The organism is Ruegeria sp. AWH4_226, from assembly GCF_056159225.1.
Genome location: NZ_JBSWUU010000001.1, coordinates 2,715,728 through 2,739,448, shown reverse-complemented (window position 1 = coordinate 2,739,448; position 23,721 = coordinate 2,715,728). Strand labels below are relative to the sequence as shown.

The following is a 23,721-nucleotide window of genomic DNA, read 5'->3' as shown; positions in this document are numbered from 1 at the left end:
TCATTCGGCCGGGGCCGCTGCGGGTGTGGCATCGGCGTCTGCCTTGCCATAGTGCGCGTTGAAGTCTTCTTCGATGGTCTCGGGCTGCGGCAGCGGCTTCTCGATGACGCCGAGGATCGGCAGGATCACCAGGAAGTAGGCGAACCAATAAGCCGAAGCGATGAGCGAGAAGGTTGCATAAGGCTCTTCCGCGGGCATCGCGCCCAGCCACATCAGCGCAAAGAAGTCGATGACCAACAGGTAGAACCACCACTTGAACATCGGGCGATACTTGCCCGAACGCACGGTCGATGTGTCCAGCCAAGGTGCCAGAGCCATCGCCAGGATCGCACCAAACATCGCCAGAACACCAAAGAACTTGGCATCGATGATACCGCCGGTGATGAAGCTGGCGAACTGTACAACCCAAACCTCGGACGTGAAGGCCCGCAGGATGGCATAGAACGGCAGGAAGTACCATTCAGGGACGATGTGTGCAGGCGTAACCAGCGGGTTAGCCTCAATGTAGTTGTCCGGGTGGCCCAGATAGTTCGGCATAAAGCCGACAATGGCCCAGAACACGACCAGGATTACGGCAAGCGCAAACAGATCCTTGATCACGAAGTACGGCCAAAACGGCAACGTGTCCTTCTCGGCCTCTGCTTTGGAGGTCCGACGCACTTCAACACCGGTTGGATTGTTATTGCCGGTGGTGTGGAAGGCCCAAATATGAACAATTACCAGTCCGGCAATGATGAACGGCAGCAGGTAGTGCAGCGAGAAAAAGCGGTTCAGCGTCGCGTTGTCCACGGCGGGTCCGCCCAACAGCCAGGTCTGGATCGCCTCGCCCACAAACGGGATTGCGCCAAACAGGCCGGTGATCACGGTCGCACCCCAGAAGGACATCTGACCCCAGGGCAGAACGTAGCCCATGAAGGCGGTGCCCATCATCATCAGGTAGATCAGCATGCCGATGATCCACGTGATTTCACGCGGGGCTTTGTATGAGCCGTAGAACAGGCCGCGGAAGATGTGGATATACACGGCGACAAAGAACAGAGACGCACCGTTTTGGTGCAGATAGCGGATCATATAGCCGCCATTCACGTTTCGCATGATGTGTTCAACGCTGGCAAAAGCCAGGTCAACATGCGGCGTGTAGTGCATCACCAGAACGATACCGGTGATAATTTGCAACGCCAGGCAGAATGTTAGGACGATGCCCCAGATCCACATCCAGTTCAGGTTTTTGGGGGTGGGAATCATGAGGGTGTCGTAAAGAAGGCCGACAATGGGCAAGCGGCTGTGCAACCACTTTTCGCCGTTTGTCTTCGGCTCGTAATGATCGTGGGGAATTCCGGACATGAGTTGGGTCTCCCTTAGCCGAGTCTGATGGTGGTTGAGTCAGTCCATTCCGCAGGCGGAACAGGCAGGTTCTCCGGGGCGGGGCCTTTGCGGATCCGCCCGGCCAAATCATAGTGCGATCCGTGGCAGGGGCAAAACCAGCCGCCAAAATCACCGGCATCGCCAAGCGGGACGCAACCAAGGTGGGTGCAGACGCCCATCTGGACCAGCCATGCGCCTGCCACTTCGCCTTCGGGCGACGGCATCACACGGTTCGCGTCGGTCGCGGGCGCATCTGCAGGCAGGTTCACGTTACGTGCCAGTGGGTCAGGCAGCGACTCTACACCGTCGGCGTCTTGCTCTTGCGCCGCCTGGATTTCGGCTTCGGTGCGGTGACGAATGAATACAGGTTTCCCCAGCCATTTCACCGTCAGCTGCGTACCCTGTTCGACGCCGCTGACATCCACGCGGATCGAGGACAGCGCCTGAACGTCTGCCGAGGGATTCATTTGGTTGATCAGGGGCCATACGGCTGCACCCGTGGCAACGACACCTGCGCCGCCAGCGACGTAGTAGAGGAAGTCTCTGCGGGTGCCTTCGTTGTCTTCTGCGTGGGACACGAGGTTCTCTCCGATTTGTAGCGCCCGAGCACGGGCATATAGCTCGCGCACCGCACGTGTGCGGTGTCTCAAAACGCGTATCTATCCGGCAGAAATCGGTTCGTCCAGCGGTCATAGGCGCGCACTACGCCGCATCTGGGCATTCATTTCAGTATTAGGCGCCAAATTTTCAATGCTTGGCCCGGTTTATCGAGGGAAATCCGGGGTTCAACCAGATTTGGGACCATTGTGATTCGGTGAAAAAATTCGCTGCCACAAACGCCTGAAACGGAACCTGCCGGCCAAGGCGGAGTGACCGGGCTTGAAATACCTGCCGCTCAGCGGCGCGCTTTCACGCATCGCCAATTCCAGCTGCCATACGAGATCTTTCGGCGTGCTGCCTAGCTTGGCGGGCGGGTGGCGACCATGCTGGGTCGTTCGCTGAATGCGGTATACCAAGCCGCCAGCGCATCATTGCCGGCGCGCCAACCTCGTGCATCATGGCGCAGGTCCAGATAGCCCAGTGCACAAGCCACCGCGATCTGACCCATATTCAGCGAACCTGACAAATGCGCCATCCAGCGCTGGTTCAGTGCAGCACAGGCGCGTTCAATCTTAACCCATTGCGCCTCGACCCACTCATCCCATTGCTTGTCCGCGGGGCGTAGGCGGGCTTCGTATGTCATCAACAAAGCAGCATCCAAGATGCCGTCGGCCAGGGCTTCAAGCGTCAGAACATCCCAACGCCGCGCGCTTTCCGGATAAAACCCCGCTTCGGCGCGCGCGTCGAAGAACGCGCAAATCACCCTGCTGTCAAACAGGGTTGGCCCGTCCGAGCGTTCCAACGCCGGAACTTTCGTCAACGGGTTTTTACCTTCCAGCGGCGCAGCGGGCGAGAGCGGCGTTCCCGCAACCGTTTCCAGCTCAACATCCTGCAACTGGTTCGTTTCGTGCAACAACACCATGACCTTGCGCACATATGGTGAAGTCTGGCTGTGATAGAGTTTCATTCGCGCTCTCCTTGGTTGGGCCGACCTTACAGCACGGCGGCTCAAACGAAACCCGCCATTTTGGCGCCGTATACCTCTTGCAGAAGCCCACCTACCTCGGCAAAGTCGCGGCGTTCTCAGGGCGGGGCGGAATTCCCCACCGGCGGTATGCGGGCGATGACCCGTAAGCCCGCGAGCGGCCTTGGACCTGTCCGAGGTGTCAGCAGATCTGGTGAGAGGCCAGAGCCGACGGTTACAGTCCGGATGAAAGAGAACGTGCAACGCGCCGTGGATGCGGCGTGTCTGCTCGTGATCGCCTTGGGTGACGTGTCTGTTTTGCTAAGGAGATCATAATGACACACACCCGCTATGCCTTCGTCAAAGCCAACTGGCATTCCGATATTGTCGACCGCGCGCTCGATGGGTTTCTGCAACTCATCCCCGCCGGGCAAGTCGATGTGTTCGACGTCCCGGGCGCGTTCGAGATGCCCCTGCTGGCGCGTGATCTGGCCCAAACCGGGCGCTATGCCGCTATTGCCTGTTCTGCTTTCGTGGTGGATGGCGGTATCTACCGGCACGACTTTGTGGCGCAGGCCGTGGTTGATGGCCTGATGCGGGCCGGATTGGATACAGGCGTACCGGTGCTGTCTGTGTCTTTGACCCCGCATCAGTATCAGGAAACCGATCACCACAACGCCATTTACCGCGATCACTTTGTGCAAAAGGGTCGCGAAGCAGCCCAAGCGGCGCTGCAAATCACCAAAACCCGCGCCGGATTGGCCGCTGCCGCGTGACGTGACCAAAGGTTGAGGCTGCAACGCCTCAACCGCAAATCCTCTTGAGGCCGCGGGCCTTGCCCGCTAATCACGACGCGCAAAGGAGCACGCCCCATGTCGATGAACAGTTTTGGACATCTTTTCCGCGTCACCACTTGGGGCGAAAGCCACGGACCCGCCTTGGGCGCCACGGTGGACGGCTGCCCGCCGGGCGTGGAAATTGACGAAAGCATGATTCAACACTGGCTGGATAAACGCAAACCGGGGCAAAACAAATTCACCACGCAGCGGCGAGAGCCCGATCAGGTGAAAGTCCTGTCCGGCGTGTTTGAGGGTCTGACCACCGGAACACCCGTCCAGCTGATGATCGAGAACACCGATCAGCGCTCGAAAGACTACGGCGATATCATGGACAAGTTCCGACCGGGCCATGCCGATATTACCTATTGGCAGAAATACGGCATCCGGGATTATCGCGGCGGCGGGCGCAGTTCGGCCCGCGAGACTGCGTCGCGGGTGGCGGCTGGTGGGCTGGCACGCGAGGCCATCAAACAGATCGCACCGAATGTTCAAATCACCGGCTACATGGTGCAAATGGGACCGCGCACAATTGACCGCGACAATTTCGACTGGTCGCAGATCGAACAAAACCCGTTCTGGACGCCCGACGCACAAGCTGCCGAAGACTGGGCGACCTATCTGGACGACCTGCGCAAATCCGGCAACTCGGTCGGCGCGGTCATCGAAGTGGTCGCGCGCGGTGTACCTGCCGGGATCGGAGCGCCCGTTTACGCCAAGTTAGACACTGATCTAGCCGCAGCGATGATGTCGATCAACGCCGTCAAAGGTGTTGAGATCGGCGAAGGTATGGCCGCCGCGGAACTGACGGGTGAGGCCAACGCAGACGAGATTTTCATGGGTCAGGACGGCCCGCAATACAGCTCGAACCACTCCGGCGGTATTCTGGGTGGGATTTCGACCGGGCAAGACATCGTCGTGCGGTTTGCTGTAAAACCGACCTCGTCCATCCTGACCACCCGCAGGACGATTACCAAATCGGGCGAGGAAACCGAAATCATCACCAAGGGCCGCCACGATCCCTGTGTCGGCATTCGCGCGGTGCCGGTCGGTGAGGCGATGATGGCCTGCGTAATCCTCGACCACCTGTTGCTGCATCGCGGCCAGATCGGAGAGAACCGTGGACGGATCGGCTGATCTGCGTTCACGCCTGCGCGCCGTGGTCGCGCAGCGGATGGAGACCGATCCAGCGCATGATCTGGCGCATTTGGATAGGGTTTGGGTGAACGCTCAGGCCATTGCAGACGCGCAGACCAATCTGCCGGTTTTGCTGGCGGCCAGCTATCTGCACGATTTGGTGAATCTGCCTAAGGATGATCCCCAGCGGCACCTGGCCTCTCGGCGCTCGGCTATAGAATCAGAGCCTATACTTAGCAAATTTGGCTATAGCGGGGATCAAATCCAGGCCATTCAGCACGCGATCGAAGCGCATAGCTTTTCGGCGAATATCATGCCTGTGTCACCCGAGGCCTGTATCCTGCGCGACGCGGACAAGCTGGATGCGCTGGGTGCGATTGGCATTGCGCGCAACTTTTCCGTCTCGGGCGCGTTGGGAAGGGCTTTGTACGACCCGGCCGATCCGTTTGCCGCGAATCGCGACTTGGATGACCTGACCTACTCTCTGGACCATTGGAAGGTAAAGCTGCTGGCGCTGCCCGGCGACATGCTGACAGACGGAGGCCGCGCAATCGCTCAGAGGCGTGTTCAACGCATGATCCGCTTTCTCGAAGAGTTTTCAGAAGAAATTGGCACCGTCTTGCCCACCGATTGGATCACGCGTTAAACCCGCGGACTTGCCGTTGATCTTTTACCCTTAAAGGCGCAGGGTCGCGCGCATGGTGAAATCGTTAACATCGCATCGACCTCTGTTGGCCGTCGCTCTTAAGGTGAGCGCGGTGTTTCTGTTCACCGTCATGGCCGCACTGATCAAAGCTCAGTCTGACCACTTCCCACCGGGTGAGATGGTGTTTTTTCGGTCTTTGTTTGCCATTCCGATCATCGTGATCTGGCTGGTCGCGCGCGGCGAGTTGGCGCAAGGCTTTGTCGTGCGCAAACCGATGGGGCATTTCTGGCGCGGTGTGCTGGGGACCACCGCGATGGGGCTGACATTTACTGGCTTGGGTCTGATCCCGCTGCCTGAAGCGACTGCCATTGGCTATGCCACCCCGATTTTCACCCTTGTTCTGGCAGCGATCATGCTGGGTGAGCGTATCCGCGCAATTCGGATCGCCGCGGTCTCAATCGGATTGCTCGGAGTTCTGATCATGATCTGGCCCCGTTTTGGCGGCGACACAATGCAGGCAGCAGCCACTCTGGGTGCCCTGTGTATTCTGTGTGCTACTGTTGCCCGCGCCTTTGTGCAAATCCACATCCGGCAACTGGTACAGTTCGACCATCCCGCGGCAATTGTATTCTATTTTTCCATGACGGCGACCATCCTGTCGGGGTTGACCGTCTTCTGGGGCTGGGTGTTGCCGACATGGGATCAAGCCGCCGTGCTGATTCTGGCCGGCCTGATCGGCGGGGTGGCGCAAATTCTTGTGACATCTTCCTACCGCTTTGGTCAGGCCTCGATGCTGGCGCCTTACGACTATACCTCGATGCTGTTTGCCATCGTGATCGGCTATGTCTGGTTCAGCGAGTTGCCAACCCTGGTCATGCTGGCCGGTGCAGCACTGGTGATCGCCGGCAATATCGTGGTGATCAGGCGCGAACATCAGTTGGGGCTTGAACGCGGCAAGGCCCGCGCCGTGACGGATCCCAAGGCGTGACTTTACCTTTGCCGAACTTTCCCTAGGGTGTGCCCAGCATAAGATGAGGGTTCCCCATGAGCAACGCACAGGATCACAAGGAAAAAATGCAGAAGGTGCAGGCCCAGCACCGCAAGAAAGTGTCCGAGGCGGTCGATCCGGAACGCGGACTGGTTCTGATCAATACCGGCAAGGGCAAGGGTAAGTCTTCGGCCGCCTTCGGCGTGGTGGTTCGGGCGCTGGGTTGGGGTCAGAAAGTGGCCGTGGTGCAATTCATCAAGGGCAAATGGAAAACCGGCGAACGTCGCTTTTTCCAGGAACGAGACCTGGTGACATGGCATACGATGGGCGAAGGTTTCACCTGGGACACGCAGGACCGTGAACGGGATATCGCAGCGGCCAATTCTGCGTTTGGTAAAGCCTGCGAATTGATGGCCAGCGGTGCGTATGATCTGGTGGTGCTGGACGAAATCAACATTGCGCTGCGCTATGAATATCTGTCGGCCGAACAGGTAACTGATGGCTTGAATGCACGTTCGGACAAAACCAGCGTGTTCCTGACCGGGCGGGACGCCCCGCAAGCCCTTCGCGATTATGCGGATCTCGTCACCGAAATGACCGAGGAAAAACACCCCTTCCAAGCGGGAATCAAAGCCCAGCGCGGTGTGGATTTCTAGAAACTGAACCCATGCAACGGTGACCGGGGCCGTTAGCGGCCCACGGTTTCTGAGCGATTCTCGTAAAGAAAACGAACGGAGCCGCGGCGACTGGCGGCGCTTTCTGGCAACCGGTCTGCGCGTTTGGTGTTGGCGTTGGTTTTTTTCTTGTCGAGATAGGCGCAGAAGTCGTCATCACAGCAACACCCGCAAGCGGTTGCTGCTTCGTACCGTGCCAGGATTTCATCCAGCGAATCGTCCATCTTCAAACTCTTACCTTGCCCAGTAGCTCATCGTTTCCGAGGCGGCGGCGCGCTCTCACCAATTTATGCGCTAAGCTCGCAAACCGCCTCGAAACTCTGTGCCGGATTGCTGTGCATCCGGCCTTTACGGTTATCTGACTGTTTTAGTCAGAAAATGCAAGCGCAAAGCGACCGCACCATAGCAAGGCATGGGTGAGATTTACGTGATCAAAGATCACGAAGTTGCGGGTCGAGCGTGACGGACCACAGTTCGGTATCGGCGCGGTCCATCAGACGCACCGTCATCTGCTGCGTCTCCCCGTCGATATCGACAAGGCCGAAGAATTGCAGCCCGGCGCTCGGGGGTAAATTAGGACCCTGCGCTCTGGTCGGTGCTTTGAAAAATTTTGCTTCGGGCCCAAAGGTTCCGTCAAGCACCCGCGGCCCAAATGTCCCTGCATGCAACGGACCCGAGACAAATTCCCAGAAAGGCTCAAAATCCTGAAATTGGGCTTTGTTAGGGTCATAGTAGTGCGCCGCGGTATAGTGAACATCCGCGCTGACCCAGACGGTGTTTACGATACTCTCAGTTTTGATAAACCGCAGCAGGTCCGCGATTTCCAACTCGCGGCCCATCGGTGGTCCGTTGTCCCCGTTCGATATCGCCTCAACCCATTTTTCTCCTTTCCAACGATCCCAAACGATCAACCCAATCGGCATATCCGACGCGATCACCTTCCAGGTGGCCTGCGAAGCAGCCAGCGCACGTTTCAACCAAGCCAGTTGTTCCGCCCCAAGAATACGGGACTGATCCGTAATCTCTGCTTCCATCGATGGCCCATTCGGCCCGCGATAGCTGCGCAGGTCCAGAAAGAACACATCGAGCATCGGACCGTAGGAAATTTTGCGGTAAACCCGACCCGGTTCAGCTGGGGTGAACCGTAAGGGTGTCATTTCATGGAATGCCCGGCTGGCACGAGATTGCAGCACGTGAACCGATTTCTCGTTGTATCGTTCATCCTCTGTCAGATCCTTGGCGTCAGACCAATTGTTGACTACCTCGTGATCGTCCCACTGGAAAAAGGTCGGACAGACAGCATTCATCGCGCGCACATGCTGGTCCATCATGTTGTATTTCCACTGGGCACGGAATTCGGGCAACGTCTCGGCCACCTTGCGTTTTTCGTCGATCAGGGTGGTGTTTTTCCAGATCAGTTGCCCCTCCTTTTCGACCTCGTCCTGCATAGGATTGTCGGCATAGATGGTGTCGCCGGAGTGGATGAAGAAATCTGGCCTGTGCTGCAACATTGTGGCATAGGTGCGCATCCCCTCGTCATCAATGCCCCAGCCCTGACCCGCCGTGTCGCCTGACCAAACGAAACGGATGTTTCTGCGGCTAGTGGGCGCGGTACGGAATTGGCCTGTAATAGGCTCTGACAGCACGTTTATGTTGCTCAGGTCCGCTGCAACGAACCGATAGAAGATATCCTGACCCGAGGGCAGCCCTTCGATTAGTCGTTTGACGGCAAAATCGCTGTTTGGGATAGCATCTATTGGGGCCAACTTGCGGGCATTGGCAAAGCTTTCGGTGGTCGACACCTCCATCATCACGCGGGCCGGACGGTCGGTTCGGGTCCAGATCATGCCGGTTGTCGTGTCAACATCTCCGGATTGTACGCCATGCGTAAACACCGGTCGCGCGCTGGCGCGACTGATCGCAGGCATAGACAGTGACACCCCAAGGGCGACGCTGCCGGTCAAAACGGCACGGCGGTTGGGGCGAAGAATTCGGCTCATTACTGCGCTCCTGTCTGGCGACCGTTTCCAGTCCCCGCGATTGGTGAGCGGCAGTGAGCCGCCTGTCAGACAACAGGCGGCCCATAATCATGAAAGTATCACGACGGTGAGGTGATACTGCTTGGAAAAACCACTCAGGCAGTTGCCCTTTGTTCCGGCGCACTGAGTGAGATAACGGCGACCACCGCCGCGCCGTTCAGCCAGTAGTATATCGCATCAATGCCCGAAAACCCAAACAGGCTGGGTGCGGCCAAGAATGTAAGCCCAACCAGCAGATCAACAGCTAGGTGGAATTTATAAGGCAGCACCCGCCACATTCCCAGGTGGTGATCGGTTAGAACGGTCAGTACAAACGCCGCCACACCGGTGACAACCGACAACCAGAAAGCCATCGGGTTCGAGTCCCCAAGACCCAGAACAAAAGGCAGCGCCATCAGCGCCACGGCCACTGGATAGTCCAGATAGGCATGAATGGTGCGGGTAACGAAACGAACGGACATTAAGATTTCCTTTCCTTGCTTGGCATGGCTTCAAGCTAGGTTAGGAGTTCCGTACGTTTAAGTCTGGATCGTCCAGAAAACCTTGCAGATCGTTCAGAGTTAAGTCCGATCAGTACATTGACCGGTATGCCGCCGGTGACAGGCCAATCTGTTTCTTGAAAACACGGGAAAAGGCGGCCTCGGACGCATAGCCAACCTCTGCCGCCGCATCAGCCACGTTCCAACGATTTTCGGTCAACCCGTGACAGGCGATCTGCATCCGCCAGTCGGTCAGGTATTGCATTGGCGTGGTTCCGATCTTCTCCGCAAACAATTGCGCGAAAGCCGTGCGCGACATGCCTGCTTCTCGCGCCAACGATTCGACGCTCCATTCCTGCGCCGGGGATTGGTGAAATGCAGTCAGCGCCCGTGAGACGCGGGGATCGGCAAAACCAGCAAGGGCAGTATCACTGGGGCTTTGACGCTCCAGATGTGCGCGGATGGCTTGTGCAAAAAGCACTTCGGACATTTTCATCGCGATCAGGTCGCCACCGATCCGCGCGCCGTTGATCTCCGACCCGATCATCCGCAAGGTGGCTTCGATCCAGATGCCTGCTTCTTCGCCATAGTTTTCGATCAAAATGTAGGGTGGCAGGCGGTCGATCAGCATATGCCCGGTGCCTTGCCGGCCCGGCGGGCTGGTGAACGAGAAATGGCCACAGATCAGTTGCGTATCACGGTCTTCGTCCCCGCCACCGTGGATCAGAACGCCGTCACCCTTGTAACCCGCGTCTTCCAGAACCTGCTCTAATGGCAGTGCATCCAGTGGCGTGACCTCGTTGCACAGCAATGCATGTGCCGATCCATGTGGGATCAGGATCAAGTCTCCTTGCTTCAGACGCAGTGTTTCCCCAGTGTTAGACACGTGCACCTTCAGCTCACCGCGTTGTACGAAATGGAAACGCGCTACGTTCTGAAAGGCCGGAACCTGAATACCGAAAGGCGGCGTAAAGGACGTTCGAAAATAGAACGTCCCACGCAGAGACAGGCGAGTCAGGATATCGCTGAGCAGGTCCAACATGAGAGTAACGTACACGCGGCTGCCCATTCGTCCAGCCGTTTGAACCATCTGCACAAAAGCTTGAACGGCTGGCAAAGAAAAACCCCCGCGGACAGCGGGGGTTTTGGGAAATTGCCGATATCGCAGATCAGGAGCGGACCAGCGCCTCGTAATCTGCGGCGATCTCGCGGGTGATATCACCCACCTCGAACGTGTAATCACCGATCTGACCGACGGGCGTGACCTCGGCTGCGGTACCGGTCAGCCAGCATTGTTCAAAGTCAGCCATCTCTTCGGGTTTGATGTGACGCTCGATCACGGTGATGCCCTTGTCTTTCAGCATCTGGATCACCGTCTGGCGCGTGATGCCATTCAGGAAGCAATCCGCCAGGGGTGTGTGAACCTCACCATCCTTGACGAAAAACACGTTGGCGCCCGTCGCCTCGGCGACGTAACCACGGTAGTCCATGAACAGAGCATCCGAACAGCCTTTGGCCTCGGCCTTGTGTTTCGAAATCGTGCAGATCATGTAAAGACCCGCCGCCTTGGCATGGACCGGGATGGTTTCGGGGCTGGGACGCTTCCATTCGGCGATGTCAAGCTTGGCACCCTGCATCTTGGCGTCGCCGTAATAGGCACCCCAAGGCCAGACCGCGATCGCCATATGCACCGGGTTTCGGGCGGACGCCACGCCCATATCCTCACCCGATCCGCGCCAGACCAGAGCGCGAACATACGCATCCTGCAAGCCGCTGGCTTCCAACGCCTCGTTCTTGGCAGTTTCGATCTGATCAATGGTGTAGGGTATCGGCATGTCCAGAGCCTCGGCCGACGCAATCAGCCGTTTGGAATGCTCACGGCTTTTGAAGATCTTGCCGTTATACGCACGCTCACCCTCGAAGACCGAGGATGCATAGTGCATTGCGTGGGTCAGGATGTGAACATTGGCTTCACGCCATGGCACCAACTTACCATCCATCCAGATCACGCCATCACGATCATCATACCCCGCCATCCGAAACCTCCTGAACCGGGTTGAATTTTTCGGTTGTTGCGCCATTTTACACGGTTGCGAAAGTAAAGTTGCGCAGAAATTGCGGCTCGATACCTGTCCACTCTTGGAATGTCAATAACGCTGACATAAAGTCGACTTATGCAACGAATGAGGCAAACTATGTCGGATACGCGCCCCGCCCAAGTCTTTGGCGGAGAAAGCCTTTTGTTTTTGACTGACGAACAGTTGCGACAAGGGATCGAGGCGATGTTTTTCGCTTACCGCGGGTTCACTGCCGACCCCGACCGTATTCTGGCGCAGATGGCCTATGGTAGGGCGCACCACAGGGCCGTTCATTTCATCAACCGCGCGCCCGGCACAACGGTCAACAACTTGCTGGCCATTCTCGGGGTTACGAAACAGTCGCTGAACCGCGTTCTGCGGACCCTTATCGAAGATGGCCTTGTCGAAAGCCGCGTGGGCACCACCGACAAGCGCGAGCGGCATCTGTTTCTGACTGAAAAGGGCAAAGCGCTTGAAGCTCGGCTATCTGAAGCCCAGCGTGTGCGGATGCGGGCCGCCTATAAGGAAGCCGGTCCCGAAGCCGTTTCGGGATTTCGCAAAGTGCTTGAAGCGATGATGGATGCTGATATGCGTCATGCCTATACAAAACTGCGGGACACGACCTCATGAGCGATATGGACGCCCATCTGCTGATCGTCGACGACGATGAGCGTATCCGTGATCTGCTCAAGAAATTCCTGATGAAAAACGGGTTTCTGGTGACGGCTGCCCGTGATGCCGCCCATGCACGGCGGGTCTTGTCCGGCCTGGATTTCGACATGATCGTTCTGGACGTGATGATGCCCGGTGAGGATGGCGTAAGTCTGACCAGAACGCTGCGCGAGACACATACGACGCCGATCCTTCTTTTGACCGCGCGCGGCGAGACCGAGCATCGCATAGCCGGGCTAGAGGCTGGGGCAGACGATTACCTTGCCAAACCGTTCGAGCCGAAAGAACTGCTTCTGCGGATCAACGCCATCCTCAGGCGCATGCCGGAAACGCCTGCGCAGGATGCCGCAAGCAAAATCCTGAACCTCGGCCCGATCCGCTATGATGTTGAGCGCGGCGAGATGTGGCAAGGCGAAGACCCTGTGCGCCTGACCGCAACCGAAAGCCAATTAATGAAGATTTTCTCGACCCAACCCGGTGAGCCGATCAGCCGGGCCAAGCTGGTCGAGGATTTGGGGCGCGACAAGGGTCAGGCGCAGGAGCGTGCCGTTGATGTCCAGATCACTCGCCTGCGTCGCAAGATCGAACAGGACCCAAAACAACCGCGATACCTTCAAACGGTGCGCGGCGCCGGATATATGCTGGCACCGGATTGATTTTGTTACCAAAGACGGTTTTATGTCCTCTGCATAAGTTTTTTACGCGAATGAACAGGGGATCGTGATGAAGACCGCGCTTTTGACCCATGCGGATTGTCTCAGGCATGTGACACCGGACGGGCATCCTGAACGGGTGGCGCGGCTGGAGCATGTATTGCACGCGCTGGAACCGCTGGACCTTCGCCGGACTACAGCGCCATTGGCCGCCGATGACGATCTGTTGCGGATACATCCGGAAAGCTACATCCGGGAAATTCGCGAGTCTTGCCCCATTGATGGTTTTGCCCAGATTGACGGCGATACATTCATGTCTGCCGGTTCGGTCGATGCCGCATATCGGGCAGCAGGGGCTGTGGTGCGCGCGGTGGATATGGTGCTGGGCGGAGAGGCTCCGAATGCGTTTTGTGCGATCCGGCCTCCCGGGCACCACGCTGAATCAGAGACTGCAATGGGTTTCTGCCTGTTCGGCAATGCAGCGCTGGCGGCCAAGCATGCGCTGGACCATCACGGGTTGAACCGGGTCGCGGTGGTTGATTTCGACGTACACCACGGCAACGGCACGCAGGATTTACTATGGGACGAACGTCGCGCGCTGCTGATCACCAGCCAACAGATGCCGCTTTGGCCCGGTTCCGGGCGAGCGGATGAGACAGGCGCGTATGAGACCGTACTCAACATACCACTATCACCGGGAACCGGCGGGGCCGAAATGCGTGCGGCCTATGAAAATCAGGCCTTCCCCCGCCTGCGTGCCTTCAAGCCCGAATTAATCATCATCTCTGCCGGTTTCGACGCGCATCAGGACGATCCGCTGGCAAATCTGAACTGGTCGACCGGCGATTTCGCCTGGATCACGGCCGAGCTGTGCAAGATCGCCGATGAGATGTGCGACGGACGTATCGTCTCGACTCTGGAAGGCGGGTATGATCTGAACGCATTGGCCGAGGCCACACGCGCCCATGTGGAAGAATTGATGAAGGCAGCCCGATGACCGATACCCCCGTAGACCAGATGACATTCGAACAGGCTATGAAAGAGCTTGAAGCCGTGGTTGGCCAGCTTGAGCGCGGCGACGTGGCGCTGGATCAGTCGATCGCTCTTTACGAGCGCGGTGCGGCGCTAAAAAAGCGATGCGAGGATGAGCTGAAGCGGGCCGAGGAAAAGGTCGCCGCGATCACCCTGGATGCCAATGGACAGCCAACCGGGACAACGCCTGTCGAAGGTCAGTAATGTTTCGCGAAAGACTGGCGCAGGATGCGGCACGGATTCAGAAGCAGTTTGATCTGATTCTGGGCGCGCTGAGCGACGTGGATGTCGCACAGGCGATGGCCTATGCCACGCAAGGGGGCAAGCGGTTGCGCGGGTTTCTGGTGCTTGAAAGCGCGCGCATGCATCAGGTGGACATCGACCGCGCGATCTGGCCCGCCACGGGGATTGAGGCATTGCACGCTTATTCGCTGGTGCATGACGATCTGCCCTGCATGGATGACGATGACCTGCGTCGTGGTCGACCAACTGTGCATATGAAATGGGATGAGGGCACGGCCGTTTTGGCGGGGGATGCGCTGCACACGCTGGCATTCGAACTTTGCACGCGGCCCGAAGTTGGCACAGCCGACGTGCGTGCTGATTTGGCCCTGACACTCGCCCAGGCCAGCGGCGCTCAGGGGATGGTGCTGGGGCAAGCCTTGGATATTGCCGCTGAGACGGCGGCGTCCCCGCTTACGCTGAGCGAGATCACGCGTTTGCAGGCCGGCAAGACCGGCGCATTGATCGAGTGGTCATCCTGCGCAGGCGCGAGGCTGGCACAGGCCGACCCTGCGCCGTTGCGCCAATATGCCCGGGCGCTTGGCCTTGCCTTTCAGATCGCAGACGACATTTTGGATGTCGAAGGTGATGCCGAAAAAGCCGGGAAGCGCCTGCAAAAAGACGCCAGGGCCGGTAAAGCCACTTTTGTTTCGTTACTGGGTTTGGATGCGGCCAAGGCCCGGGCTTCGGAACTTGTGGAAGAGGCCTGTGCCGCCGTTACAGACTATGGCGCATCGGCTGAAACCTTGAAGGATGCCGCCCGCTTCGTTATTGCCCGGGACAGCTAAGCCAGGATCGCCAATGACTGACCGCCCGAAAACGCCTCTGCTGGACCTTGTGAACCGACCTGCGGATCTCAAGCAATTTTCAGATGCGCAACTGACCCAGCTTGCACAGGAATTGCGGTCCGAGACGATCTCGGCCGTTTCGGTCACAGGTGGACATCTCGGCGCCGGGCTTGGCGTGGTGGAACTGACGACTGCGTTGCATGCCGTTTTTGATGCCCCGCGTGACAAGATCATCTGGGATGTGGGGCATCAGTGCTATCCCCACAAAATCCTGACCGGGCGGCGCGACCGTATTCGCACCCTACGCATGAAAGACGGCCTGAGCGGTTTCACCAAACGCAGCGAAAGCCCCTATGACCCGTTCGGCGCGGCACATAGCTCAACCTCGATCAGCGCAGCGCTTGGGTTTGCGGTTGCCCGCGATCTGGGCGGTGTCACATCGGAGGGGCTGGGTGACGCGATTGCCGTGATCGGCGATGGCTCAATGTCGGCGGGCATGGCTTTTGAGGCGATGAACAACGCAGGCCATCTGAAAAAGCGCCTGATCGTGATCCTGAACGACAACGACATGAGCATCGCCCCACCTGTTGGCGCGCTGTCGAACTACCTGTCACGTATCTATACCGAAGCCCCGTTCCACGAGTTGAAAGCCGCCGCCAAAGGCGCGGTGTCGCTGTTGCCCGAACCGTTCCGCGAGGGTGCCAAGCGTGCCAAGGAAATGCTGAAAGGTATGGCCGTGGGCGGTACATTGTTCGAAGAGTTGGGGTTTTCCTACATCGGCCCGCTTGACGGGCATGATATGGACCAGCTTCTGCCGGTGCTGCGCACGGTAAAGGCACGGGCGACCGGCCCGATTCTGATCCACGTGCTGACCAAAAAGGGCAAGGGCTATGCCCCGGCGGAGCAGGCCCGCGACAAGGGACATGCCACCGCGAAATTCGACGTGGTGACGGGTGAGCAGAAAAAGGCGCCGTCCAACGCGCCATCTTACACCTCAGTCTTTGGCAAGACGCTGGTTGAGGAAGCCGGACGCGACGACAAGATCGTTGCCGTCACCGCCGCAATGCCAGACGGAACCGGCCTGAATCTGTTTGCGGAACGCTACCCTTCACGCTGCTTCGACGTCGCGATTGCCGAGCAGCATGGCGTGACATTCGCCGCAGCGCTGGCTGCGGGAGGGATGAAGCCGTTCTGCGCGATCTATTCCACCTTCCTGCAACGCGGGTATGATCAAGTGGTTCATGATGTGGCCATTCAGCGCCTTCCGGTACGTTTTGCCATCGACCGCGCCGGTTTGGTCGGTGCCGATGGGGCAACCCATGCGGGGTCGTTCGATATCGCCTACCTGTCCAACCTGCCCGGTATGACAGTCATGGCGGCTGCGGATGAAGCCGAACTGATGCACATGGTCGCCACTGCGGCGGCTCATGATGCAGGCCCCATTGCCTTCCGCTACCCGCGCGGTGAAGGCGTGGGCGTCGATCTGCCCGAGCGTGGTGAGGTTCTTGAGATCGGCAAAGGCCGCCTGATTCAACAAGGCGCACGCGTGGCGATACTTTCGTTCGGAACCCGTCTGGCAGAAGTTCAGAAAGCGGCTGAGGCTCTTTCGGCCCGGGGCATAACCCCAACCATTGCCGATGCTCGGTTTGCCAAACCACTGGACCGCGATTTGATCCTTGATCTGGCCGCGAACCACGAGGCTCTGATAACCATCGAAGAAGGTGCCATTGGCGGTTTCGGCAGTCACGTCGCGCAGCTTTTGGCGGATGAGGGCGTATTCGATCGCGGGTTGAAATACCGCTCGATGGTGCTGCCGGATACTTTCATTGATCAGGCCAGCCCATCCGATATGTACACTGTTGCGGGCCTGAACGCCCAACAGATCGAGGCCAAGGTTTTGTCGGTGTTGGGCGTTGCGTCCCTGGATGAAAAACGCGCATGAGACGTCGGAACCGTCACGGATCAAAACGCAACTACTGTTGTGATTTCTTTCTCTGCTGCACCTCAGGTTGAGCGCCTGCCTTTGAGGCCCAACGCGCCGCTACGGCCCTGATTGCGGAGGCAGGCCGATTCCCTTCGGGTGAGTTATTGAGAACACAGGATTCTCTCATGTTTTTTGACAGCGTTTTTGCGTCCGGGTTTTTCTGCTACAGGTAGTCAAAACAAAAAACCACCCTTGAGCAGGCGGGCGGATGAGAAACATGATTGCGGCGCTGGTGGCATGCTTTCTGACGAGCGTGCCAGCGGCATCAAGAGATATACAGGTCGGCAACGATTCTGGCGGGCGTATCTTGGACCGTTTGGTCCAGATTGAGATCGCCAACCGAACCAATACACAGTTCCGGATAACCGGGGACTTTTGTCATTCCAGCTGCACCATGCTGCTGGGTGCGGATGATGTTTGCATTTCTCGCAAAACAGTATTTGGTTTTCACGGCCCCTACCGGATGAATCGCACGGAAATGACGGCCAGTGAATTCGAAAGAAAAAGCGCGTCTCTATCCAGCTACTACCCGACTCCGGTCAAAAACTGGTTTATGTCCAAAGCCAGATACGCCGGACCCAGCGAACTTTTCCTAGTTTCCGGTGACTATCTCATACGCCTTGGCGTGCAGGAATGTCTTTAGCCGCGGTTGCGCTTTGAGCCTTGGTAGACAGTTACCCACGTAAATTTTTCTCAAACTTGTGAAAATGGTGCCTCAAGAGGGACTCGAACCCCCGACCTTGTCCTTACGAAGGACCTGCTCTACCAGCTGAGCTATTGAGGCAGGCGATCGTTCTTTAGTCGGTCAGGTTGGAACACGCAAGCCTTCTTGTTCGGGTTTATGCAAGGTGTCGAAACAGGTCCTTGGAGACCGTCAAATACGACACAGCAATGTTGAAAGGCAAAAGCCCAGTCTACCCCGGTTTTGCATTTGTGAATTTTATGTAACGGAGCCGAACCGGTATTGAGGTATAATCTATATTTCGATATTTCATGAATTATGATAGAATCAATTGCAGACCAACTGGCCATTCTCGGCCACCCGCAACGTATTTCGGTGTTTCGCATGTTAATGCGACGCTTTCCTGACACTGTGCCTGCGGGCGAACTGTCAAACGAACTGGGCATCAAACCCAGTACGTTGTCGAACTATCTGAACGCGCTTCAACGCTCGGGCCTGGTAACGCAGGAACGGTCAGGAACCTCTCTGCTTTATTCGGTGGAAATGAAGAACGTGCAGCAGATGCTTGGCTTTCTGCTGAACGATTGCTGCCGGGGTCGCCCGGATATCTGTATGCCCTTACAGCAAGGAAAAGGCACAATGACAGATCGGAAGTTCAACGTATTGTTCATTTGCGTCGGGAACTCCGCGCGCTCCATCTTCGCTGAATCGCTTCTGCGGGATTTCGGCGGTGACCGGTTCAACGTCTACTCAGCCGGTACAAGGCCTTTTTCCGAACTGAACCCGTTTGCGGTGCAGGTTCTGGCGGACAAGGGGCACGACACGTCCTTGCTCCGGTCCAAGACAGTGTCAGAGTTTTCCGGCCCTGACGCGCCAGAAATGGATTTTGTGTTCACCGTCTGCAACAAGGCCGCAAATGAGGAATGCCCAGCGTGGCAAGGGCAGCCGATCAGCGGCCATTGGGGCATGGAAGATCCGGTGAAAGCTGAAGGCACGGATGCTGAAAAAAGCCTCGCGTTCCAAAGAGCCTATGGCGCACTCAAGCGCCGGATACAGGCCTTCACTGCACTTCCCGTCGAAAGCCTTGACCGGATCGCACTGCAATCCGCAGTCGATGACATCGGCAGAACACCTGTTGAGGACATCAAATGACGACGTTTGCGGTAAACGGTCTGGGCCGGATCGGAAAGCTGGCGTTGAAACCGTTGCTTGAAAAGGGTGCCAAGATCGCATGGATCAATGATGGTGTCGGCGATCCGGCGATGCATGCGCATCTATTTGAGTTCGACACAGTTCACGGCCGCTGGGATGCGTGCTTCGAACATGACACCAATAGCGTGACAATCAACGGAACCCGACTGCCTTTCATTGGCACGAAGGAACTTGGCCAGTTACCGCTGGACGGCGTCGACGTGGTGATCGATTGCACCGGTGTCTTCAAGACCGAGGCCAAGCTGGCCCCCTATTTCAAAGCCGGGGTGAAAAAGGTTGTGGTGTCGGCCCCGGTAAAGGACGGCCCGACCGCAAATATTGTCATGGGTGTTAATGATAGCATTTACGATCCTGCTGTTCATCACATCGTCACGGCAGCGTCCTGCACCACGAACTGTCTGGCGCCGGTGGTGAAAGTGATCCACGAAAACCTGGGCATCCGTCACGGGTCGATGACGACAATCCACGACGTGACCAACACCCAGACCATCGTAGACCGACCCGCGAAGGACCTGCGGCGCGCGCGATCAGCATTGAATTCTCTGATCCCGACCACCACGGGGTCAGCCACAGCGATTACATTGATTTACCCCGAACTCACCGGGCGTTTGAACGGTCATGCAGTGCGCGTGCCGCTGCTGAACGCCTCGCTGACGGATTGCGTGTTCGAGGTTGAACGGGAGACCAGTGTTGACGAGGTCAACACATTCTTCAAAGCCGCAGCCGAAGGTGAACTCAAGGGTATTCTGGGCTATGAGACGCGCCCGCTGGTCTCAACTGATTATACCAACGACGAACGGTCTTCGATCATCGACGCGCCCTCAACCATGGTGGTGAACGGGACGCAGGTGAAGGTTTATGCGTGGTATGACAACGAGATGGGCTATGCCCACCGCCTTGTCGACGTTGCGTTCATGGTTGGAAACACGCTGTGACACAAAGACCCGAAGGTCTGTCGGCCTATATCGCCGTTACCGCGGCGTACTGGGCGTTTATGCTGACCGACGGGGCCCTGCGCATGCTGGTGCTGCTGCATTTTCACACCCTGGGCTTCTCACCGGTGCAGCTGGCCTACCTGTTTGTGCTGTATGAGATCGCGGGTATGGTCACAAATCTTACCGCCGGATGGATCGCGGCTCGGTTCGGTTTGACCTCGACCCTGTATGCCGGTCTGGGGCTTCAGGTCGTGGCGCTTTTGGCGTTGACGCAATTAGACCCTAATTGGGCGATCGGCGCTTCTGTTACCTTTGTCATGCTTGTGCAGGGTGCCAGCGGAGTGGCGAAAGATCTGGCTAAAATGTCCTCAAAATCTGCCGTCAAACTCTTGGCCCCGCCCGAGGGCGGCGGACTGTTCCGCTGGGTCGCGATGCTGACCGGCTCAAAGAACGCGGTCAAAGGGCTGGGCTTTTTACTCGGGGCTGCGCTGTTGGCCACATTGGGTTTTGTCTGGGCTGTGCTGGTCATGGCGATTGTGCTGGCCGTCATCCTTGCGGCGGTCATTCTGTACATGCCACCTGGCCTGCCGAAAGGGCGTAAAGGTGCAAAGTTCTCAGAGGTGTTTTCGAAATCCGCCAACGTGAATTGGCTGTCGGCGGCGCGGGTTTTTCTTTTTGGCGCACGGGATGTGTGGTTCGTCGTTGGTATACCGATTTACTTTTATGCTGTGTTGTCAGACGGCACCGAAGATGGAAACCGCGCGGCGTTCTTCATGATCGGCACCTTCATGGCCGTCTGGGTCATCCTTTACGGCGCCATTCAGGCCATCGCACCTGGTATCCTTCGCGCATCCCGGCGCAGCGAAGGCGACCTGATCCGCGCCGCGCGTAAATGGGCCGCAATACTGTTTTGTGTTCCCGCCGCTTTGACGGTTGCAGTGCTTGCCTCATCTGGGCCCGAGGCATGGCTGACCATAACGCTTGTCATAGGTTTGCTGGTGTTCGGGGCAATTTTCGCTGTGAACTCATCTTTGCATTCCTATCTGATCCTGGCTTTCACCAAGTCTGAGCGTGTAACGATGGATGTAGGGTTCTACTACATGGCCAACGCGACAGGCCGCCTTGTGGGCACTGTTCTGTCTGGCCTGACCTACCAGATTGGCGGGCTTCCACTGGTTCTGGGCACGTCTGCTGTGATGATAGCATTGGCGGCACTGACATCCGGCAAGCTGACGGATCAAACAAATGAGGCCTATGCATGAGCATCTTCGAACGCTACCTGACCGTGTGGGTCGCTCTGGCTATGGTTGGTGGTATGCTGATCGGCCTCGCCGCACCCGGTTTCGTTCAACTGACTGCCTCGGCTGAGGTGGCCAGCGTCAATCTGGTGGTGGCCGTCCTGATCTGGGCGATGGTCTACCCGATGATGGTCGGTGTCGACTTTGGCGCAGTAGCGGGGGTCGCGCGCCAACCGAAAGGTCTGATCGTGACGCTCGTTGTCAACTGGCTGATCAAACCCTTCACCATGGCCTTTCTGGCCGTTGTGTTTTTCAACTATGTCTTTGCGCCCTGGATTCAGCCCGAAGACGCCGCACAATACATAGCCGGCCTGATCCTGCTGGGCGCGGCCCCCTGTACCGCGATGGTGTTTGTTTGGTCCCAACTTACCAAAGGGGATGCGACTTACACGCTGGTGCAGGTCTCGGTGAACGATCTGATTATGGTCGTGGCTTTTGCCCCAATAGTGGCGTTCCTGCTGGGCGTAACTGACATCGAGGTGCCATGGCAAACACTGGTTCTGGCGACGGTGCTTTATGTTGTGCTGCCGTTGATCGCCGGGCTGATCACGCGCCGCAAACTGGGTTCACAAGACGCCATTGATGCCTTTTCATCCCGCGTAAAGCCATGGTCGGTCATGGGCCTGATCGTCACAGTCGTTATCTTGTTCGGTCTTCAGGGTCAGACTATTCTGGCCAAGCCGTTGGTGATCGCGCTGATCGCGGTTCCGATCCTGATCCAGAGCTACGGCATTTTCGCGCTGGCCTACGGGGCGGCCTATGCTCTGAAAGTCCCCCATCGAATCGCAGCCCCATGCGCCATGATCGGTACGTCGAACTTCTTTGAGCTGGCCGTCGCTGTCGCCATCAGCCTGTTCGGCCTGAACTCAGGCGCTGCTTTGGCGACAGTCGTTGGGGTTCTGGTCGAGGTTCCGGTCATGCTGTCGCTTGTTGCTTTTGCCAATCGTACCCGCTCGCGGTTTCCCGAACCTGAAAGGTCAGGAGTGACCGGCACCAAGTCCTTGAGGTCTTAGAAAAGCCAACTCTCCTCTTACAAAATGATTAATTTTTACAGTTTGTTAACCATAAAACAGGGGAAGCGAAGAAAAATAAGGCTCACTTAGATTTTATTAAGAGCCAATCGTGCAGTGTCCGGTGGAATTTCGAAAACCACGGGAGAATACCAATGCTTCTTAAAAAGACGATGCTCGCCGCGGGCATCATGGCGACTCTGCCTTTTTTCGCTGCGGCTGAACAGGGTGTTACCCGCAACAGCGTTACATTTGCACAAGTTGCCGCATTCGAAGGACCCGCCTCGGCACTGGGCACCGGCATGCGGCTAGGCTTGACCGCCGCCTTTGAAGAGGTGAACGCAACCGGCGGTGTGCATGGCCGGAAGATCAAACTGGACAGTATGGATGACGGCTATGAGCCAGACCGCTCTGCAGATCTGGTGAAAACGGTTGTCGCAGACAATAAGCACATCGGCCTGATCGGTGCCGTCGGGACGCCAACCTCTTCTGCCACCCAGCCTATTGCCACCGAAGCCGGCCTTCCTTTTATCGGGCCGTTTACGGGTGCCGGGTTCCTCCGCGACGCGGGCCACGGCAATATCTTCAACGTGCGCGCCACGTATTCTGCCGAAACCGAAGCGTGGATTGAGTATCTCGTTGATCAGCAGGGCATGAAATCCATCGCGCTTCTATATCAGGATGACGGGTTTGGCCGCGTCGGTTTGAATGGGGTCACCGCCGCACTGGAAAAACGCGGCATGACGCTTGCCGCAGAAGGCACCTACACCAGAAACACCACGGCCGTGAAAAAAGCACTTTTGGCGATCCGCAAAGTCAAACCGGACGCCGTGGTCATGGTAGGCGCTTACAAGCCAGTTGCCGAATTCATCAAACTTGCGGGCAAAATGAACCTCGACGCAACTTACGTGAATATCTCATTTGTGGGATCAGACGCACTGGCGAAAGAACTTGGCGATGCGGGCGAAGGGGTGATCGTCAGCCAAGTGGTTCCATTCCCGTGGGATGATTCTAATCCGCTGGTTGCCCGCTACAAAACCGCGCTGAAGGCCGTCGATGCAGCGGCAGGACCTGGGTTTGTCTCGCTCGAAGGGTATATCGTGGGTCGCCTCGCGATTGAAGCGCTGGAAGATGCGGGCAAGAACCTGACGCGCGAAAACTTTTTGATGTCACTCGCTGCGCTGACCACGGTCGATCTAGGCGGTGTGACCCTCGACTATGGGCCGGACGATAACCAGGGCATGGATGAGGTCTTTCTGACACGCATCACCGCTGACGGCACGTTCGAGCCGGTCATATCCGGCGGCGGCTCATAGCGGATTGGTGGCACCGCGTGCCGCGCGTTGCCTGTCTGCAAACATCCTGCC

25 protein-coding genes, 1 tRNA gene and 1 riboswitch are annotated in these 23,721 nt (G+C 57.5%); of the genes, 17 read left to right on the top strand and 9 right to left on the bottom strand.

Annotation, left to right across the window (positions count from 1 at the left end; translation table 11 throughout):
• From petB to ACXAET_RS13540, 3 genes are all read right to left on the bottom strand, one after another.
• The gene (petB, locus tag ACXAET_RS13550; RefSeq protein WP_475185901.1) at positions 1–1,344 is read right to left on the bottom strand and encodes a cytochrome b; all 1,344 of its coding nucleotides are present in this window, start codon (positions 1,342–1,344) and stop codon (positions 1–3) included.
• Between the two features lie 14 nt (positions 1,345–1,358).
• Positions 1,359–1,943, bottom strand: coding sequence for a ubiquinol-cytochrome c reductase iron-sulfur subunit (gene petA / locus ACXAET_RS13545; protein WP_475185898.1), 585 nt, complete (start codon positions 1,941–1,943; stop codon positions 1,359–1,361).
• Between the two features lie 380 nt (positions 1,944–2,323).
• Positions 2,324–2,932, bottom strand: a complete 609-nt coding sequence (locus tag ACXAET_RS13540; RefSeq protein ID WP_475185894.1) for a glutathione S-transferase — start codon at positions 2,930–2,932, stop codon at positions 2,324–2,326.
• A 108-nt stretch (positions 2,933–3,040) separates the two neighbouring features.
• A riboswitch (FMN riboswitch) is annotated at positions 3,041–3,191 on the top strand.
• A 73-nt stretch (positions 3,192–3,264) separates the two neighbouring features.
• Between ACXAET_RS13540 and ACXAET_RS13535 the strand changes: the two genes are divergently transcribed.
• The 5 genes from ACXAET_RS13535 (at position 3,265) to cobO (ending at position 7,192) form a co-directional block, all read left to right on the top strand.
• On the top strand, positions 3,265–3,705 hold the full coding sequence (locus tag ACXAET_RS13535; RefSeq protein ID WP_475185891.1) for a 6,7-dimethyl-8-ribityllumazine synthase: 441 nt from the start codon (positions 3,265–3,267) through the stop codon (positions 3,703–3,705).
• A 96-nt stretch (positions 3,706–3,801) separates the two neighbouring features.
• The gene (aroC, locus tag ACXAET_RS13530) at positions 3,802–4,902 is read left to right on the top strand and encodes a chorismate synthase (RefSeq protein ID WP_475185889.1); all 1,101 of its coding nucleotides are present in this window, start codon (positions 3,802–3,804) and stop codon (positions 4,900–4,902) included.
• Positions 4,886–5,548: an HD domain-containing protein gene (locus tag ACXAET_RS13525; protein WP_475185886.1), complete on the top strand. Its 663-nt coding sequence runs from the start codon at positions 4,886–4,888 to the stop codon at positions 5,546–5,548. The genes aroC and ACXAET_RS13525 overlap by 17 nt, the downstream gene beginning before the upstream one ends.
• Positions 5,549–5,600: 52 nt before the next feature.
• Entirely contained in the window at positions 5,601–6,536 is a 936-nt protein-coding gene (locus ACXAET_RS13520) for a DMT family transporter (protein WP_475185883.1), read from the top strand.
• Between the two features lie 56 nt (positions 6,537–6,592).
• A complete protein-coding gene (cobO, locus tag ACXAET_RS13515; protein ID WP_475185880.1) occupies positions 6,593–7,192 on the top strand; it encodes a cob(I)yrinic acid a,c-diamide adenosyltransferase in 600 nt (199 codons plus the stop codon).
• 32 nt (positions 7,193–7,224) lie between these two features.
• Here cobO and ACXAET_RS13510 read toward each other — a convergent pair whose 3' ends face one another.
• The 5 genes from ACXAET_RS13510 to ACXAET_RS13490 all read right to left on the bottom strand — a co-directional run bounded on the left by ACXAET_RS13510 (position 7,225) and on the right by ACXAET_RS13490 (position 11,764).
• Entirely contained in the window at positions 7,225–7,434 is a 210-nt protein-coding gene (locus ACXAET_RS13510) for a hypothetical protein (protein WP_475185878.1), read from the bottom strand.
• 207 nt (positions 7,435–7,641) lie between these two features.
• On the bottom strand, positions 7,642–9,210 hold the full coding sequence (locus tag ACXAET_RS13505) for an alkaline phosphatase D family protein (protein WP_475185877.1): 1,569 nt from the start codon (positions 9,208–9,210) through the stop codon (positions 7,642–7,644).
• Between the two features lie 134 nt (positions 9,211–9,344).
• On the bottom strand, positions 9,345–9,710 hold the full coding sequence (locus ACXAET_RS13500) for an SPW repeat domain-containing protein (protein ID WP_068339612.1): 366 nt from the start codon (positions 9,708–9,710) through the stop codon (positions 9,345–9,347).
• Between the two features lie 109 nt (positions 9,711–9,819).
• On the bottom strand, positions 9,820–10,770 hold the full coding sequence (locus ACXAET_RS13495; protein WP_475187222.1) for an AraC family transcriptional regulator: 951 nt from the start codon (positions 10,768–10,770) through the stop codon (positions 9,820–9,822).
• 127 nt (positions 10,771–10,897) lie between these two features.
• Positions 10,898–11,764 (bottom strand): branched-chain amino acid aminotransferase, encoded by an 867-nt coding sequence (locus tag ACXAET_RS13490; protein ID WP_475185875.1) that lies wholly within the window; start codon positions 11,762–11,764, stop codon positions 10,898–10,900.
• 159 nt (positions 11,765–11,923) lie between these two features.
• Between ACXAET_RS13490 and ACXAET_RS13485 the strand changes: the two genes are divergently transcribed.
• The 7 genes from ACXAET_RS13485 to ACXAET_RS13455 all read left to right on the top strand — a co-directional run bounded on the left by ACXAET_RS13485 (position 11,924) and on the right by ACXAET_RS13455 (position 17,860).
• Positions 11,924–12,436 carry a MarR family winged helix-turn-helix transcriptional regulator gene (locus ACXAET_RS13485; protein WP_475185874.1) on the top strand — a complete coding sequence of 171 codons (513 nt, stop codon included), beginning with the start codon at positions 11,924–11,926 and terminating at the stop codon, positions 12,434–12,436.
• Positions 12,433–13,134, top strand: coding sequence for a response regulator (locus ACXAET_RS13480; RefSeq protein WP_475185871.1), 702 nt, complete (start codon positions 12,433–12,435; stop codon positions 13,132–13,134). The genes ACXAET_RS13485 and ACXAET_RS13480 overlap by 4 nt, the downstream gene beginning before the upstream one ends.
• 67 nt (positions 13,135–13,201) lie before the next feature.
• Complete coding sequence (locus ACXAET_RS13475; RefSeq protein WP_475185868.1) at positions 13,202–14,128, top strand: histone deacetylase family protein; 927 nt, start codon at positions 13,202–13,204, stop codon at positions 14,126–14,128.
• A complete protein-coding gene (locus ACXAET_RS13470) occupies positions 14,125–14,367 on the top strand; it encodes an exodeoxyribonuclease VII small subunit (RefSeq protein WP_058272726.1) in 243 nt (80 codons plus the stop codon). The genes ACXAET_RS13475 and ACXAET_RS13470 overlap by 4 nt, the downstream gene beginning before the upstream one ends.
• The gene (locus ACXAET_RS13465; RefSeq protein WP_475185867.1) at positions 14,367–15,233 is read left to right on the top strand and encodes a polyprenyl synthetase family protein; all 867 of its coding nucleotides are present in this window, start codon (positions 14,367–14,369) and stop codon (positions 15,231–15,233) included. The genes ACXAET_RS13470 and ACXAET_RS13465 overlap by 1 nt, the downstream gene beginning before the upstream one ends.
• A gap of 13 nt (positions 15,234–15,246) precedes the next feature.
• Entirely contained in the window at positions 15,247–17,175 is a 1,929-nt protein-coding gene (gene dxs / locus ACXAET_RS13460) for a 1-deoxy-D-xylulose-5-phosphate synthase (protein WP_475185865.1), read from the top strand.
• A gap of 259 nt (positions 17,176–17,434) precedes the next feature.
• Positions 17,435–17,860, top strand: coding sequence for a hypothetical protein (locus ACXAET_RS13455; RefSeq protein WP_475185862.1), 426 nt, complete (start codon positions 17,435–17,437; stop codon positions 17,858–17,860).
• Between the two features lie 65 nt (positions 17,861–17,925).
• Here ACXAET_RS13455 and ACXAET_RS13450 read toward each other — a convergent pair.
• Positions 17,926–18,001, bottom strand: a tRNA-Thr gene (locus ACXAET_RS13450).
• Positions 18,002–18,217: 216 nt separating this feature from the next.
• Between ACXAET_RS13450 and ACXAET_RS13445 the strand changes: the two genes are divergently transcribed.
• The 5 genes from ACXAET_RS13445 (at position 18,218) to ACXAET_RS13425 (ending at position 23,670) form a co-directional block, all read left to right on the top strand.
• A complete protein-coding gene (locus ACXAET_RS13445; protein WP_475185860.1) occupies positions 18,218–19,051 on the top strand; it encodes an arsenate reductase/protein-tyrosine-phosphatase family protein in 834 nt (277 codons plus the stop codon).
• Entirely contained in the window at positions 19,048–20,046 is a 999-nt protein-coding gene (locus ACXAET_RS13440; RefSeq protein WP_475185858.1) for an ArsJ-associated glyceraldehyde-3-phosphate dehydrogenase, read from the top strand. Before ACXAET_RS13445 ends, ACXAET_RS13440 begins: the two co-directional genes overlap by 4 nt.
• Complete coding sequence (arsJ, locus tag ACXAET_RS13435; RefSeq protein ID WP_475185854.1) at positions 20,043–21,308, top strand: organoarsenical effux MFS transporter ArsJ; 1,266 nt, start codon at positions 20,043–20,045, stop codon at positions 21,306–21,308. The genes ACXAET_RS13440 and arsJ overlap by 4 nt, the downstream gene beginning before the upstream one ends.
• Positions 21,305–22,357: an ACR3 family arsenite efflux transporter gene (gene arsB, locus ACXAET_RS13430; RefSeq protein WP_475185851.1), complete on the top strand. Its 1,053-nt coding sequence runs from the start codon at positions 21,305–21,307 to the stop codon at positions 22,355–22,357. The genes arsJ and arsB overlap by 4 nt, the downstream gene beginning before the upstream one ends.
• Before the next feature lie 152 nt (positions 22,358–22,509).
• The gene (locus ACXAET_RS13425; protein ID WP_475185850.1) at positions 22,510–23,670 is read left to right on the top strand and encodes an ABC transporter substrate-binding protein; all 1,161 of its coding nucleotides are present in this window, start codon (positions 22,510–22,512) and stop codon (positions 23,668–23,670) included.
• The last annotated feature ends 51 nt before the right edge of the window (positions 23,671–23,721 follow it).

Bases quoted from the DNA above. Each gene is read 5' to 3' on its own strand.
- ACXAET_RS13490 (WP_475185875.1), bottom strand. From the start codon at position 11,764: ATGGCGGGGTATGATGATCGTGATGGCGTGATCTGGATGGATGGTAAG.
- aroC (WP_475185889.1), top strand. From the start codon at position 3,802: ATGTCGATGAACAGTTTTGGACATCTTTTCCGCGTCACCACTTGGGGC.
- cobO (WP_475185880.1), top strand. From the start codon at position 6,593: ATGAGCAACGCACAGGATCACAAGGAAAAAATGCAGAAGGTGCAGGCC.
- ACXAET_RS13535 (WP_475185891.1), top strand. From the start codon at position 3,265: ATGACACACACCCGCTATGCCTTCGTCAAAGCCAACTGGCATTCCGAT.
- ACXAET_RS13425 (WP_475185850.1), top strand. From the start codon at position 22,510: ATGCTTCTTAAAAAGACGATGCTCGCCGCGGGCATCATGGCGACTCTG.
- ACXAET_RS13440 (WP_475185858.1), top strand. From the start codon at position 19,048: ATGACGACGTTTGCGGTAAACGGTCTGGGCCGGATCGGAAAGCTGGCG.
- petB (WP_475185901.1), bottom strand. From the start codon at position 1,344: ATGTCCGGAATTCCCCACGATCATTACGAGCCGAAGACAAACGGCGAA.
- ACXAET_RS13465 (WP_475185867.1), top strand. From the start codon at position 14,367: ATGTTTCGCGAAAGACTGGCGCAGGATGCGGCACGGATTCAGAAGCAG.
- dxs (WP_475185865.1), top strand. From the start codon at position 15,247: ATGACTGACCGCCCGAAAACGCCTCTGCTGGACCTTGTGAACCGACCT.
- ACXAET_RS13505 (WP_475185877.1), bottom strand. From the start codon at position 9,210: ATGAGCCGAATTCTTCGCCCCAACCGCCGTGCCGTTTTGACCGGCAGC.
- ACXAET_RS13485 (WP_475185874.1), top strand. From the start codon at position 11,924: ATGTCGGATACGCGCCCCGCCCAAGTCTTTGGCGGAGAAAGCCTTTTG.
- ACXAET_RS13495 (WP_475187222.1), bottom strand. From the start codon at position 10,770: ATGTTGGACCTGCTCAGCGATATCCTGACTCGCCTGTCTCTGCGTGGG.
- ACXAET_RS13475 (WP_475185868.1), top strand. From the start codon at position 13,202: ATGAAGACCGCGCTTTTGACCCATGCGGATTGTCTCAGGCATGTGACA.
- ACXAET_RS13540 (WP_475185894.1), bottom strand. From the start codon at position 2,932: ATGAAACTCTATCACAGCCAGACTTCACCATATGTGCGCAAGGTCATG.
- arsB (WP_475185851.1), top strand. From the start codon at position 21,305: ATGAGCATCTTCGAACGCTACCTGACCGTGTGGGTCGCTCTGGCTATG.
- ACXAET_RS13500 (WP_068339612.1), bottom strand. From the start codon at position 9,710: ATGTCCGTTCGTTTCGTTACCCGCACCATTCATGCCTATCTGGACTAT.
- ACXAET_RS13445 (WP_475185860.1), top strand. From the start codon at position 18,218: ATGATAGAATCAATTGCAGACCAACTGGCCATTCTCGGCCACCCGCAA.
- ACXAET_RS13510 (WP_475185878.1), bottom strand. From the start codon at position 7,434: ATGGACGATTCGCTGGATGAAATCCTGGCACGGTACGAAGCAGCAACC.
- ACXAET_RS13470 (WP_058272726.1), top strand. From the start codon at position 14,125: ATGACCGATACCCCCGTAGACCAGATGACATTCGAACAGGCTATGAAA.
- ACXAET_RS13455 (WP_475185862.1), top strand. From the start codon at position 17,435: ATGATTGCGGCGCTGGTGGCATGCTTTCTGACGAGCGTGCCAGCGGCA.
- ACXAET_RS13520 (WP_475185883.1), top strand. From the start codon at position 5,601: ATGGTGAAATCGTTAACATCGCATCGACCTCTGTTGGCCGTCGCTCTT.
- ACXAET_RS13480 (WP_475185871.1), top strand. From the start codon at position 12,433: ATGAGCGATATGGACGCCCATCTGCTGATCGTCGACGACGATGAGCGT.